This window comes from Modicisalibacter ilicicola DSM 19980 (genome assembly GCF_900128925.1).
GTDB lineage: Bacteria > Pseudomonadota > Gammaproteobacteria > Pseudomonadales > Halomonadaceae > Modicisalibacter > Modicisalibacter ilicicola.
In genome coordinates, this window is the sequence record NZ_FQUJ01000010.1 from 153763 (window position 1) to 166582 (window position 12820).

The following is a 12820-nucleotide window of genomic DNA, read 5'->3' on the forward strand; positions in this document are numbered from 1 at the left end:
CAACCAGGCATCAACTGCTGGATTCCTGAATTTCCTCGCCACCTTGCTCGATATCTTCGCCGGCACCCTCGAGGGTGTTGCACCCCGTCAGCAGGCCGGCACCCATCAACAGGGTAAAGGTCAGCGCCAAAAGCTTCTTCATGATGTCCTCCTTAACGTCGAAGTGATCCACTTTCGTGGCCAGACTTCAGGCCATGGTGGCCGAGCCACCCTCCCGCAGCCTAACAGGTAACGCCTGGTCACGCACAACGGCGGGTGGGGGCGTTTTCCGGCTAGCTGGCCTTTTCCTGAATGGCTTCACCGCCTCGCTCGATGTCTTCACCGGCACCCCGGATGGTGTTGCAGCCCGAAAGGGATGCCATCACCAGCAGTACGATGGCCAATACGGCTTGGGTCCGCTTCATGTCCTTTCTCCCTGAGTCGCCCAATGATGTATATCAGTTATTGTCTATTCCGCGAGGGACGACAAGTGGCAACATCAACGCAGTGACGGGCGTTCCGCGTCCGGCCTTCAGAAGAACAGCAAGCGCAGGACGATTGCGGCGATGACCACCAGGGTCAGCCGCTTGACCCACAGGGCGCCCCGAGGCCCCATGTTGACCTTCACCGCCAGCCAGGCGCCGCTCATGCTGCCCACGGCCAGCAACAGGCCGTACCCCCAGCGCACCTGATCGTCGAGCATGAACAACGCCAGCGCCGGCAGGGTGTAGATCAGGATGATGAACACCTTGAACACGTTGACCTGGGCCAGGTCGATCCTGAGCAGTCGATAGAGTACCGCGATGAACAGCACGCCGACCCCGACCTGGATGAACCCCCCATACATGCCGATGGCGAACATGGCGAGATGGACAACCGGCGTCAGCCGGTCCGGGGTCAGGGCGCGGGTCTCGAGTCTGGGCTGGGGCAGCAGCATCATGACCGAGGCGCCCGCCATCGCCACGATCAATACCGCCTCGAACAGCACGTCCGACACCCGCAGGGCCAGCCAGGCACCAACCAGGGCACCGGCCACGGCGGGGATCGACAGACGAAGGCTGACGCCGAGCTCTCGAGCCCCGGCACGAAAGAAGCTACCCACGGCACTCACGCTCTGCAGCACGATGCTCACCCGGTTGGTGCCGTTGGCCTCCTGGGCCGGCAGGCCCAGAAACATCAGCAGCGGCAGCGTGAGCATCGAGCCCCCGGCCGCCAGCACGTTGATGAACCCTGCCACTCCCCCGATCAGCACCAGCGCCAGTGCTTCGAGCAGGCTCATTGTCTCTCCTCGTTGTTCATCTCACCCATCGGCCGGCTTTCCCGATCGTCCTCGACGTTCTATGGTGCGGGCTAACGATAGCACGCCCCCACCCCTGCCCGGAGCCTTTGCATGAGCGACTTCAGCCTTCATCCTCGCCTGGCCGCGGATACCCACCCGCTGACCGACCTGACGCTGTGTCAGGTTCGCCTGATGGACGATGCACGCTTCCTCTGGTTGATACTGGTGCCCCGCCGCCCCGGCATCCGCGAGGTCTATGAACTCGACGAGCGTGACCAGGCCCGCCTGTGGCAGGAAGCGACAGGAGTGGGAAAGGCCGTTCAGACAGCCTTTGAGGGGGATAAGCTGAACCTGGCAACCCTGGGCAACCAGGTACCGCAACTGCATCTGCATGTGATCCTGCGACGCCAGGACGATGCCGCCTGGCCGGCACCGGTCTGGGGCGTCGGCCAGGCGCAGCCCTATGCTCCGGAGCGGCTGGACGAACTGCGCGAGCGACTCCTGGCGGTGGTGGAAGCGGCATTCGAGGCCGATTGAAGATCAGCCAGGCACGGCCCGGCTCACTGATCGCGCTCCAGTCGCGAGGTGATCTCCACCAGCAATGGATCGAAGCGGTACGGCTCGATGGCCTGCCCGCCCTGACGCCCCGAGAGCGCCAGCCGGGTTCCCGCGGGGATCGCGCTGGTGGCCAAGCGCACCTCATAGCCCGGGCGTGAAGCGAACACCGCATCGATCCTTCCCAGTTGGGCATCGGCAAAGCGGATCACGAAGCCGCGCTCGACCAGCACATCGAGTCCCGTGCGCAAGACGTGCTCACTGCCGGCATCGACCTCGACCTGGCGCTCGGGGGGCGCCGCCGGTGTGCTGGCACAGCCTGCCAGCCATACCATCAGCAACATGACTCGGACGTTAGGCTTCATTGCTGGCTCTCCAGGGCACGCACCCGGGACTCGATGGAGGCGCTGAGTTCGCGACAGAAATCACTGCGGTTCTCGGTACCGGCGTGGCGCACATAGCCTCCCGCATCGACGACGCTGGCATCCCGGGTGATGCTCACCTCCTGTTCACCCACGATCACCGACAAACGCTCGATCTCGATGGGATCATCACTGTAACGGGTCCCGAAGCCGGTGCCGAAGCCCACGGAAACCCCGGACCCCCGGCTTCCCACGCTGCCCCATATCCCGCTGCCGCCGAATAGCGGCCTGTCCACGGCCCCGAGCCCGGGCAGGCGAGTGGTGCGCTCGGCACTGACCACCCCCAGGCGAGGCTCGGTATGGCGAATGGCGTAGCCGCGCGCTTCCAGTGCCTCGACCGATGCCCTGATCCAGAGTTCACGAGGCGCCTGGTCGCTGCGGGTCCAGGTGCAGGGGACAGGCAATGGCTCGACGTTGCGGGCCAGGGGGTCCGGGGCGGCCAGCGTCTGACACCCCGCCAGCACCAGCACGAAGAAAGGCAATGACAAGTGCAAGAGACGATACATGGCGTTTCCTCGCGATTCGTGACTCGACACGCCGGAGTGCATCCGACCCCTTGAGCATAGTCGCGACCGGCTAGATTTCGATCCACAGTCGCTGCAGGTTGGCCAGCGACTTGCTGATCAAGTCGAACTCCCGGGACTTGCCTTCGCGCTCGAAGAGCTGACGACGCGCGGTGTCCAGGTCGAAAAGGATTTCCCGGGCTCCAGGATCGCGCACCTGACTCTGCACCCAGCCGATCGCCGCCAGGCGCTGCCCACGGGTCACCGGCTCGACCCGGTGCAGCGTCGACGACGGGTAGAGGATCATCGAGCCTGCCGGCAACTTGTAGCGCTGTTCGCCGGCGGTGGTGTCGGTCACCAGTTCGCCACCGTCGTAGGTTTCCGGCGATTCCAGAAACAGGGTGAATGAGAGGTCGGTACGTACCGACTGCTCGCCGCCCATCACCGGATCATCCACGTGGTTGCCGTAGTGCATGCCCTGCTGATAGCGGCTGAAGCGGACCGGCGTCATGCGCGCCGGCCGTGCCGCCATCTGGAAAAGCGGATGGCGGCGAATGCACTCGCCCACCCTCTCTCGCCAGCGCTGCACCTCGGCCGAGCCTGCATCCGCCTGCTCGTTGCGCTTGACTTCCCGAGCATGCCAGCCCGCCGTCTTGCGGCCATCGACGTACAGCTCATCCGTGGCCAATTCGTTCCTCAAGGCTGTCAGGGTCGGGGAATCGAGCACATCGGCTATGCACAGAATCATCGTGTTCTCCAGGTGGTGTTGATAATGCAAATAACTCTTGCTTAGTTTATCTTATCCTTCACGCCCCAGGCGTCTCGTCTTGACAAGATAAAATTTTCAGGAGTCCCTGATGACGGAACATCGACTTAAACTGTGGGTCGGGGTCGGCATGGCCACCTTCATCGGCGCGGCCAGCCAGTCGGCCTGGGCCGATGATGCCGCGGCCGAGGCCGACACCAAGCAGGCCGACATGCAGCATCAGCCGTCGCAAGGCGGTGAAGGTGGCGAAGGCCACGGCGGTGAAGGTGGCGAAGGCCACGGTGGTGAAGGCGGCGAAGGTCACGGTGGCGAGGGAGGAAACAGTTATGTCTTCAGCCACTTCCCCGCTGCGGGAGGTGGTGAAGGCGGCGAAGGTGGCGAAGGCGGCGAAGGTGGCGAAGGCGGCGGCGCCACAGTCGATGCCATGACCTCGCCCGGCGTTTACTACACCCAGCTCGCCTTCATGGAAGGTCATCTGCAAATCAGCCAGGATCTCTATGCCGATGGCCATGCGATGCAGGGTACCCCGCACCTGAGCCACCCGCTGGCGGAGCACTACCCGGACGTGGAAAAGGCCCTCGAGGCCCGCGAGCAGGGCGCCCTCGAGGAGGCGCTGCGCCAGCTCTCCCAGAAGGCGGAACAGACCGACGACTGGAAGCAGCTCGAACCGGCCTATCAGCGTGCTCGGGATGCCATCGACGCCGCCCAGGCCAATGTCGACGAGACCAAGCGCAGCGAACCGCGCTTCATCAGCGACGTGACCCTGGCCTTGCTCAAGAAGGCGGGCGCCGAGTACGAAGAGGCGGTGAAAGGCGATGAATTCGTCAATCGCACCGAATACCAGGACGGGCGTGGTTTCGTCCTGGTAGCCCAGGAACTCTGGCGCGACCAGGCCCAGGCCCTCAAGGAAAAGGACGCCGAGGCCTATCAGAAGGCCCAGGATCGATTGAAGGCGCTGGAGCGCGTATGGCCGACTACCCAGCCTCCCGAGAAGCCGGTCGTGTCGGCTGACGAGTTGCATGCCGACATCGCGCGCTTCGAGCTGGCGACTTCCGCATTCCGTTATTGACTTCAGGCATCTACGGCGTCGTCCTCGTCCCGGTTCGAGGCGACGCCTTACGATAGGCAATAGCTATTCGGTCAATGGTCCTAATTGGCTTTTTACCGATAAGCCAATACCCTATCGTGAGACCATGTTTCAGTAACCCAAGGAGGAAGATTATGCCGGACATCAACGCCATCGGGCTGCATGAAAGCAGCGCCAGCCAATTGGCGGACAAGCTCAACACGCTGCTGGCCAATTACCAGATCTTCTACATGAACGTGCGCGGCTACCACTGGAACGTGAAGGGTCAGCAGTTCTTCGAACTGCACACCAAGTTCGAGGAACTCTACACGGATCTTCTGACCAAGGTGGATGAGGTCGCCGAACGCATCCTGACCCTGGGCCATCAGCCGGTGCACGCCTACAGCGACTATGTGCAAATGGCATCCATCGAGGAAGACAAGAACGTGCAGGATGGCGAAGCCTGCGTGCGCGGCATCCTCAAGGGCTATCAGGTGTTGATCGAACGGCAACGCGAGATCCTCAGCCTGGCCTCGGACGCCGACGACGAAGGCACGGCTTCCATGGCGGGCGATTACATCCGCGAGCAGGAAAAGACTGTGTGGATGCTCAACGCCTACCTGGGCTGAGCCATCGAATGTTCCACTGCCCGCTGCCGCCCTGATCGATGGCAGCGAGGCTTCATGTGGAGTAGTCGCTCTCCTCGGCAGAGCCGGACAGGGAGCGGCGTTCTTCTTCGCCCCCCTCTTCCCCTTCCTCGCCATCGAGTTGCGCATTGCGCAGCGTCTGTTCGGGCAAGGCCTTCTTCATGCGCACCCCGAGGCGTTCAAGCTCGACGGCCTGGCTGACCAGGTTGCCCTGGCCGGTCTTGAGACGCCCCATGGCCTGGCCATAACTGCCCTGGGCGCGCTCCAGATGGCGTCCCACGTCCTCGAGGCTTTCCGCGAAGCCGCTGAACTTGTCGAGCAGCCGCCCGGCACGTTCGGCGATCAGCCGTGCATTCTCGTTCTGCCGCTCGAGGCTCCACAGGCTGGCCACGGTACGCAGGCTGGCCAGCAGGGTGGTGGGCGTGACCACCACCACATGGCGGGAGAAGGCATCCTGGAACAGCATCTCGTCGTGCTCGAAGGCCAGGGCGAAGGCCGGCTCCACCGGCATGAACAGGAAGACGAAATCCGGCGACTTGAGCCCCGGAAGACGCGCGTAGTCGCGCCGCGCGAGGGAGTCGATATGATAGCGAAGCGCCTGGACGTGCGCCTTGAGCGCCCCTTGGCGCGTCGCCTCGTTTTCGGCGTTGACGTAGCTCACGTAGGCGTTGAGCGACACCTTGGCGTCGATGATCAGATGCTTGTCATCGGGCAGATAGATGACCGCATCGGGGCGTTGGCGCCCCGCCTCGCCCTGGATCGACACCTCGCGTCGATACTCGATGTCGCGCCTGAGGCCCGAGCGTTCCAGTACCGTTTCCAGCACCATCTCGCCCCAGTTGCCCTGCATCTTCTTGTCGCCCTTGAGGGCCTTTGCCAGATTGGCGGCCTCCTCGCCCATCTGTCGATTGAGGCCGGCCAACTGTTCGATCTGCGCCTTGAGGGTGGTCCGCTCCCGGGTATCCTGACCGTGCAGTTCCTCGACCCGGCGCTGGAAGCTGCCCACCTGCTCGCGAAACGGCTTGAGCAAGGCTTCCAGGCTCTCACGGCTCTGGCTGGCGAAGCGCTGCTGGCGATCGTCGAAGATGCGCCCGGCCAGCATCTCGAAATCCTGCTTGAGTCGTTCCCGGGCCTCCTCGAGCAGGGCCAGCTTCTCGGCATGATGGGTACGCTGCTGATCGCGTTCGACCTCGAGACGCCCGCAACGCTCCCGGGACGCGGCGAGACGCTCATTGAGGTCGGCCAGACGGCCATCCCGCTCGGCAAGCTGCTCGCGAGCGCTGTCGAGCTGGGCATCGCTATGCGCCAGTTCCTGTTCCAGGCGACGACACTGCCCCTCCGCCGTCTCCAGGCGCCGATTCAATGACTCGCGAAGGCGCGCCTGGCGTCGTGAGCGTATCAGCCAGATGCCACCGAGCAGCATCGCCGCCAGCAGCCCCCCGAGCGCGGTCGCCTGCAGGGCCGACAGCTGCGCTAGCAGCGCCACGGGGTCGGCTCCGAAAAACATTGTCGAACCTTCGCCATCTTCTATCCTTCAGTGGCCACCGGGCATTCGGTAGCAGTGGGTACATTTTGAAACAGGTCGTGCCCTTGTGATCCTCGCCACCATCCCAACCTTTCACTCTACGGCGCGGTCCTGCACCGTGCTCTTCATTTGCTTCAGGCAATGTGCCGCAAGGAGGTAGCCATGAGCCAGCAACTCACCGGTAAGCGTGTCGCCATTCTCGCCACCCACGGCTTCGAGGAATCGGAACTCTCGGTGCCCAAGGCCAAGCTGGATAGCCAAGGCATCACGGTGCATGTCATCGCTCCGGATTCCCAGGGTATCCGGGCCTGGGCCGGCAATGACTGGGGCGACACCTACGACGTCGACAAGCCCCTCGACGAGGCCGATTCTACCGATTACCACGCTCTGGTGTTACCCGGCGGCCTGTTCAATCCGGATACCCTGCGCCAGAACGACAAGGCGCTCGATTTCGTGCGTCATTTCTTCGAGGCAGGCAAGCCGGTCGGCGCCATCTGTCACGCCCCTTGGATACTGATCAATGCCGAGGTGGTGAAAGGACGCAAGATGACCTCGTTCCCCTCGGTCGCTCAGGATCTTCGCAATGCCGGCGCCGACTGGGTCGATGAAGAAGTCGTCGTCGACAGCGGCCTGGTCACCAGCCGCAAACCCGACGATCTCGATGCCTTCTGTAGCAAGTTGCTCGAAGAGATCGGCGAAGGGCGGCACTCGAAGCAGCACGCTTGATAGCTTCTCTTCTGCGACTCACGCCTGTCTCCTGCATGAGGCAGGCGTTTTTGTGTATGCTTTTTTAGTATTCCCTGCCGCCGCCTCGAGGTCATCCATGCCGCATACTCCCCGCCCGGTCAGCAAGGCGTTGAGAAAGATCCTGCGCGTCGCGGCGCGTCCGATGAAATCGGACAAGGGACGTGGCGGCATCGTCGTCAACGCCTATCGCGGCTATGGCTCGCAGACCGAAGTCTTCGTCATGGGGCGTGTTTTCCGACAATTACGCATCGGTATTCCGGCGCCCGAAGGTACGCTCTACCGGGACATCGTGGACGTTTTTCGTCGGGCCATGCGCTGGGGGGCCAAGCATGTCGAGGTCACCCTGGACCTCGAGGGCAACCGCGAGAAGGTGACCACCGACCGGGACGGCTATTTCGACGTTCACATGAAGATCGAAAAACCGCTACCCGCCGAAAGGATCTGGCACCAGGGCAAGCTCGACATCGTCATGCGCGACGCGCGCACCGTGAGCGGCGAGGTCGAAGTCTACATCCCGCCGTCGGCGGTGGACCTGGTAGTGATCAGCGATATCGACGACACCGTCATGTACACCGGGGTCGCCAACAAGCTCAAGATGATGTATCGGCTGTTCTTCGAGAAGGCCCATCAGCGCACGGCCTTTCCCGGGGTTGCCGACTTCTACCAGGCCCTGTTCGCCGGCGCCGACGGGCAACGGCGCCGACCGCTGCTCTATGTCTCCCGGGGGCCCTGGAGCATCTACGAGGTACTCGAGGAGTTCTTCCAGCGCAACCGGATTCCGGTCGGGCCGATCCTGTTCCTGCGCGAGTGGGGGCTGACCCTGCAGCGCCCGCTGCCGCGCAAGGCGGAGGATCACAAGTTAAGCCTGATCACGCAGATGCTCACGCTCTACGACGAGCTACCCTTCGTGCTGATCGGCGACAGCGGTCAGCACGATCCCGAAACCTACGCACGCATCGTGCGCGACTATCCGGGAAGAATCAGGGCAATCTATATTCGCAACGTCCATCACGATGCCTCCCGGGACGAGGCGATCGAGTACCTCGCCCGGGAGGTCGAAGAGGATGGCTGCTCGCTGCTGCTGGCCGCCGACAGCGTCAGCATGGCCGAGCACGCCCACGAACTGGGGCTGATCTCCACGGCCGGCTTGCAGGCGGTGCGTCAGGCACCCGACGAGGCCTGATGCTGCCCATGCAGCATTTGTTCGTCAGCCAACGCCTCGATCAGCTCACGCAACAGCCCCCAGAACTCCTCCACCGAATCGATCTCGACGCGCTCGTCCGGGGAGTGCGCCCCACGGATCTGCGGCCCGAAGGAGATCATCTCGAGGTGCGGGTACTTGCCCCCGAGGATGCCGCACTCGAGCCCCGCATGAATCACCTTGACCTCGGCATCGTTGCCCAGTCGCCGCTGGTGCAGCCGGCGAAAGCGAGCCAGGAGCGGACTCCCGGGATTCGGCGTCCAGCCCGGATAGGCATTCTCGATCCGGGTTTCTACCCCGATCAGACCGAACAAGGCGCGAAAGCGATCCCCCATATCCCGTGTGGCACTGTCGCGCAGCGAACGCACCAGGGCGCAGAGATGAAGATGCCCCGCTTCCAGGGCGACCACTCCCAGGTTGTTGGAGGTCTCCACCACCCCGGGCACCTCGATACTCATGCGCTCCACGCCGCAGGGCGCCGCATGCAATGCCGCGACCAGCAGATGACTGGCGGTGGCGGTCAGGGGATCGCCCGAGGGCGGGGCCACCGCCTCCAACGAGAGACGCAGGCCATCGTCGACCCCGGCCAGTTCGGTTGCCAGTTCCTGATGCAGCTCGCCGACACGGGCCTGGGCGGCCTCGCCTTCCTGAACATTCAGGGCCACGGTAGCGAAGGCTTCCCGGGGCAGCGCATTGCGCAGCGTCCCGCCCCGATAGTCGATCAACCGTACCCCGCAGGGTTCCAGGGTGCGCAACACACGGACCAGCAAGCGGTTGGCGTTCCCCCTCCCCTTGTGGATATCGATGCCCGAATGCCCTCCGATCAGGCCGGTCAGCGACAGCCTCCAGACTCGCTCATCCGCCTTCACGGGGCTGGTCGGCAGGTCGGCCGATACCAGCACGTCCGCACCGCCGGCACAGCCGATGTATACCTGGCCGCGATCCTCGGAATCCAGGTTGAGCAGAAAGCGCCCCTGCAGCCAGCCCTCGGCCAGGCCGAGCGCGCCGCCCATCGACGACTCTTCCTCGACGGTGAACAGCGCCTCGAGGTGGCCATGACGCAGGGAATCGTCCTCCAACACCGCCAGCGCCGCTGCCACACCCAGGCCATTGTCGGCACCCAGGGTGGTGCCCCGGGCGTGCAACCAGCCGTCCTCGACGTAGGTGTCGAGCGGGTCCCGGGTGAAGTCGTGAGGATGGTCGGAATTGGCCTGGGCCACCATATCCAGGTGCCCCTGCAGCACGACGCCCGGCGCCTGTTCGCACCCCGGCGTGGCCGGCTTGCGGATCAACAGGTTGCCCGCCGCGTCGCGTTCGTGATCGAGGCCACGCTCATCTGCCCAGCGCTCCAGCAGCGCCACCAGCGCGGCCTCCTGGCCGGAAGGCCTGGGCGTGTCGCACAGGGTACGGAAATGACGCCAGACGAGAGAGGGCGACAGATCGCGCAGATGTTCGTTCATGACTTTCTCCCCGGACTTTCTCGCAGAATTATAATGCATGGCATCAGGTAGCCAGTGGGAGCGTCACTACAGCTTGCGTTCCATTCTGTGCGGATAGCAACTCTACCTTGCCACCATGCCGTTTGGCGACGGCTTGCACGATGGTCAAGCCTAGGCCACTGTTCGAGCGTGAGTGCTCGTCACGTCGATAAAATGGATCGAAGGCCCGCTCACGATCAGCCTCGGCAATACCTGGGCCATGATCACGAACTCGGATGACAACCTCTTGGTCCTGAGCGTCGAGACGTATTTCGACTGCCGCGGCTCGGGGAGAGAAACGCACCGCATTGTCGACCAGGTTGGTGAACATTGCCTCGAGCAACGATGCATCGCCAGGCAGGGGCAGCCGGGATACCGAGGATGCGAAATTCAACGTAACCGCTGCATGCCCCACCCGCTCGCGACATGTCGTGACCACGTCCTCGACCAGTGCGACCAAATCGACTTCCTGTAGCGCATCCCGTGGCGCCGCCGGATCGTTGCGCGCCAACAGCAGCAATTGGTCCACCAGGCACGTCATGCGATCCACCGCACGTTGAATATTGTCCAGCGCACGATCACGCTGTTTCCGATCTTTGCTGCGCAAGACGACCTGCACTTGGGCCCGGCACCCAGCCAGGGGGGTACGCAATTCATGACCCGCCGCCCCGATGAATGCACGCTGCCGAATCAGCACATCCCGCATACGCTCAAGAAGTCGGTCGAGTTGAGCGACCAGGCCTCGCAGTTCGCGGGGTATTCTGTTCCGCTCGATATCCAAGGACTTGGGATCGTCAGGGACCTGACGCGCCACCGCACTTTCGAGTCGCCTGAGGGGTGCCAACCCTTGCCGCACCAACAGGATCGCAAAAGGCACAAACACCAGCAGCATCCAGATCAATGGCTTGAGGAACTGACGCTCAAGCTCCCTCGAGCGCGAGGCGATAGTCGTCTTGCTCACGGCCACGCGATAGATGAAGCCATGCTGTTCGCTGAATCGAGTGAGGACGCGCCAGGATTCATTATGGACGAGGCGGTCGTCGAACCCTTCTGAAGCCGCTCGCAGCGCCGGCGGGAACTCCCTTGAGCGCAGCACGACGCTGTTATCCCAGGCAAGTACTTCGAAACTGGGCGGCCGCGACCAAGCCGGTTCTCCATCAGAGGAAACCAAGTCACTTCCTACTGCCCGACGAAGATCTATTTCATCAAGGTCATTCTCGGGACGTTGGTCGGCCATCGTTATCTGAAGCATCGCGACACTGGTTCTGAGGTGATTGTCTATATCACGACCAGCCTCATGGTGGGCCGTCGAGCGTACGCTCACCCAGTCTGCCAGAGCGACCGCCAGCATCAGGATCAGCAACCAGCCAACCAACCGCCTCTTCAGGCTCGGCGAACGCCTTGTCATGTTGCCAGACGGTATCCGAGGCCACGCACGGTCTCAATGTGCCGTGCACCGATGTGATGACGCAACTTGTGAATAAGCACCTGTAGGCTGTTACTTTCCGGACCGTCTCCCCATCCATACAGACGCGTTTCCAACTGCTCCCGACTGACGAGACGTCCTGGTCGTTCCAGTAGCGCTTCAAGTGCGACAAACTCATGAGCGGACAGATCGACCGGCCGCTGATCAACCCATACTCTCTTGTCGGCGCGACTCATGCACACTGGCCCATGGCGCAGATAATCGTCGGTGTGGCGATTGGCGCGGCGCACCAGGGCACGCAGCCGCGCCTCAAGCTCGCCCAGGTCGACGGGCTTGACCATATAGTCGTCGGCGCCGAGATCGAGGCCAGCGATACAATCCTGCGTGGCCCCATAGGCGGTGAGGATCAACACCGGCCCCGGATAGTGAGCGGCACGCCAGCGCGAAAGTACCGACAAGCCCGAACTGCCGGGCAGGGCCAGATCCAGCACCACGACGTCGAAGGCATCCGCGTCAAGTGCATGTTCCGCCTCGCGTCCATCCGTCAACCACTCCACAGTGTGGCCGTCGAGGCGCAGCCCTTCGCAGAGCCCATCGCCGAGCACCGGATCGTCTTCGACAAGTAGAATACGCAACGGAGTCACTCCCTTGATGGCTGGTCATCCTTCCATGGACTTGAATCCAGGATTCAAGCATTGAGCCCAGAGGTGAAAACGACCGATCTATTTCAAGTTACAACATGCACGCCGTCAGCGCCGAAAATCATTGGCGCCGTTAAGGTTCAGTTAATGTTGCATGCCCAAGGTGAAACGACCGGTAAAAGCCGCAAAGCCATTTGCGCGCTCGCCGGCGAAGTACCAATTTTTTCTTGCAACCTGACGTTGCCAAGGAACGATTGCTCACTCGTTGAACATTGGAGGTATGACGATGACCCATTTCCCGCTCAAGACAACGCTGGCAGCCGCTATCGCAGCACTAGGCGTAAGTTCGGTCGCTCAAGCTCAGCAGTACGGTGATGGCGACGATGTCGTTGCAATCAACGACTGGAACTACGACGAACTCTACAACCAAAGCGGCTTCGACGCTGATTGGCTACTCGACCGGGACGTATCGACCCAGGACGAGGACGATATGAGTTAAGCTCATGTCTTGTGTATGGAGGGAAGAAGAGAGGGTGGCGTATCCTGCTGATTGATCACGCCAGATCACAACCAGCATAGGATGGA

General features: G+C 62.7%; 16 protein-coding genes. 6 read left to right on the forward strand and 10 right to left on the reverse strand.

The features are described from left to right. Positions 1–10 precede the first annotated feature (10 nt). The 3 genes from BUA41_RS12435 to BUA41_RS12445 all read right to left on the reverse strand — a co-directional run bounded on the left by BUA41_RS12435 (position 11) and on the right by BUA41_RS12445 (position 1258). Positions 11–142, reverse strand: a complete 132-nt coding sequence (locus tag BUA41_RS12435) for an entericidin A/B family lipoprotein (RefSeq protein ID WP_072823308.1) — start codon at positions 140–142, stop codon at positions 11–13. A 130-nt stretch (positions 143–272) separates the two neighbouring features. Further along, a complete protein-coding gene (locus tag BUA41_RS12440) occupies positions 273–404 on the reverse strand; it encodes an entericidin A/B family lipoprotein (RefSeq protein ID WP_072823310.1) in 132 nt (43 codons plus the stop codon). Between the two features lie 107 nt (positions 405–511). After that, positions 512–1258 (reverse strand): sulfite exporter TauE/SafE family protein, encoded by a 747-nt coding sequence (locus tag BUA41_RS12445; RefSeq protein ID WP_072823312.1) that lies wholly within the window; start codon positions 1256–1258, stop codon positions 512–514. 111 nt (positions 1259–1369) lie between these two features. Between BUA41_RS12445 and BUA41_RS12450 the strand changes: the two genes are divergently transcribed. Beyond that, on the forward strand, positions 1370–1795 hold the full coding sequence (locus BUA41_RS12450; RefSeq protein WP_072823314.1) for an HIT domain-containing protein: 426 nt from the start codon (positions 1370–1372) through the stop codon (positions 1793–1795). Between the two features lie 23 nt (positions 1796–1818). Here BUA41_RS12450 and BUA41_RS12455 read toward each other — a convergent pair whose 3' ends face one another. The 3 genes from BUA41_RS12455 to BUA41_RS12465 all read right to left on the reverse strand — a co-directional run bounded on the left by BUA41_RS12455 (position 1819) and on the right by BUA41_RS12465 (position 3486). Beyond that, on the reverse strand, positions 1819–2178 hold the full coding sequence (locus BUA41_RS12455) for a hypothetical protein (RefSeq protein WP_072823316.1): 360 nt from the start codon (positions 2176–2178) through the stop codon (positions 1819–1821). Then, on the reverse strand, positions 2175–2741 hold the full coding sequence (locus tag BUA41_RS12460; RefSeq protein ID WP_072823318.1) for a hypothetical protein: 567 nt from the start codon (positions 2739–2741) through the stop codon (positions 2175–2177). Before BUA41_RS12460 ends, BUA41_RS12455 begins: the two co-directional genes overlap by 4 nt. A 70-nt stretch (positions 2742–2811) precedes the next feature. After that, entirely contained in the window at positions 2812–3486 is a 675-nt protein-coding gene (locus BUA41_RS12465) for a Fe2+-dependent dioxygenase (RefSeq protein ID WP_072823320.1), read from the reverse strand. A 109-nt stretch (positions 3487–3595) separates the two neighbouring features. Here BUA41_RS12465 and BUA41_RS19285 point away from each other — a divergent pair, with 109 nt between their 5' ends. After that, positions 3596–4573 carry a 4-helix bundle domain-containing protein gene (locus tag BUA41_RS19285; protein ID WP_072823322.1) on the forward strand — a complete coding sequence of 326 codons (978 nt, stop codon included), beginning with the start codon at positions 3596–3598 and terminating at the stop codon, positions 4571–4573. Between the two features lie 152 nt (positions 4574–4725). Further along, complete coding sequence (locus BUA41_RS12475) at positions 4726–5199, forward strand: Dps family protein (RefSeq protein WP_072823324.1); 474 nt, start codon at positions 4726–4728, stop codon at positions 5197–5199. Positions 5200–5251: 52 nt separating this feature from the next. Here BUA41_RS12475 and BUA41_RS12480 read toward each other — a convergent pair whose 3' ends face one another. Continuing rightward, positions 5252–6703, reverse strand: coding sequence for a DNA recombination protein RmuC (locus BUA41_RS12480; protein WP_245791914.1), 1452 nt, complete (start codon positions 6701–6703; stop codon positions 5252–5254). Between the two features lie 201 nt (positions 6704–6904). On the opposite strand from BUA41_RS12480, the gene BUA41_RS12485 reads away from it, so the two are divergent. Both BUA41_RS12485 and BUA41_RS12490 read left to right on the forward strand, forming a co-directional pair. Further along, positions 6905–7468: a type 1 glutamine amidotransferase domain-containing protein gene (locus tag BUA41_RS12485; RefSeq protein ID WP_072823327.1), complete on the forward strand. Its 564-nt coding sequence runs from the start codon at positions 6905–6907 to the stop codon at positions 7466–7468. Between the two features lie 97 nt (positions 7469–7565). Beyond that, positions 7566–8672 (forward strand): App1 family protein phosphatidate phosphatase, encoded by a 1107-nt coding sequence (locus tag BUA41_RS12490; protein ID WP_072823329.1) that lies wholly within the window; start codon positions 7566–7568, stop codon positions 8670–8672. On the opposite strand, the gene BUA41_RS12495 is transcribed toward BUA41_RS12490, so the two are convergent. From BUA41_RS12495 to BUA41_RS12505, 3 genes are read right to left on the reverse strand one after another with little or no spacing between them, the layout of a single operon-like run. Continuing rightward, on the reverse strand, positions 8651–10150 hold the full coding sequence (locus tag BUA41_RS12495; protein ID WP_072823331.1) for an aminoacyl-histidine dipeptidase: 1500 nt from the start codon (positions 10148–10150) through the stop codon (positions 8651–8653). The genes BUA41_RS12490 and BUA41_RS12495 overlap by 22 nt on opposite strands. Positions 10151–10193: 43 nt before the next feature. Continuing rightward, a complete protein-coding gene (locus BUA41_RS12500; RefSeq protein WP_175546967.1) occupies positions 10194–11531 on the reverse strand; it encodes a sensor histidine kinase in 1338 nt (445 codons plus the stop codon). A 41-nt stretch (positions 11532–11572) separates the two neighbouring features. Beyond that, the gene (locus BUA41_RS12505; protein ID WP_245791915.1) at positions 11573–12238 is read right to left on the reverse strand and encodes a response regulator; all 666 of its coding nucleotides are present in this window, start codon (positions 12236–12238) and stop codon (positions 11573–11575) included. Positions 12239–12521: 283 nt separating this feature from the next. Here BUA41_RS12505 and BUA41_RS12510 point away from each other — a divergent pair, with 283 nt between their 5' ends. After that, positions 12522–12734, forward strand: a complete 213-nt coding sequence (locus BUA41_RS12510; RefSeq protein ID WP_139249118.1) for a hypothetical protein — start codon at positions 12522–12524, stop codon at positions 12732–12734. The last annotated feature ends 86 nt before the right edge of the window (positions 12735–12820 follow it).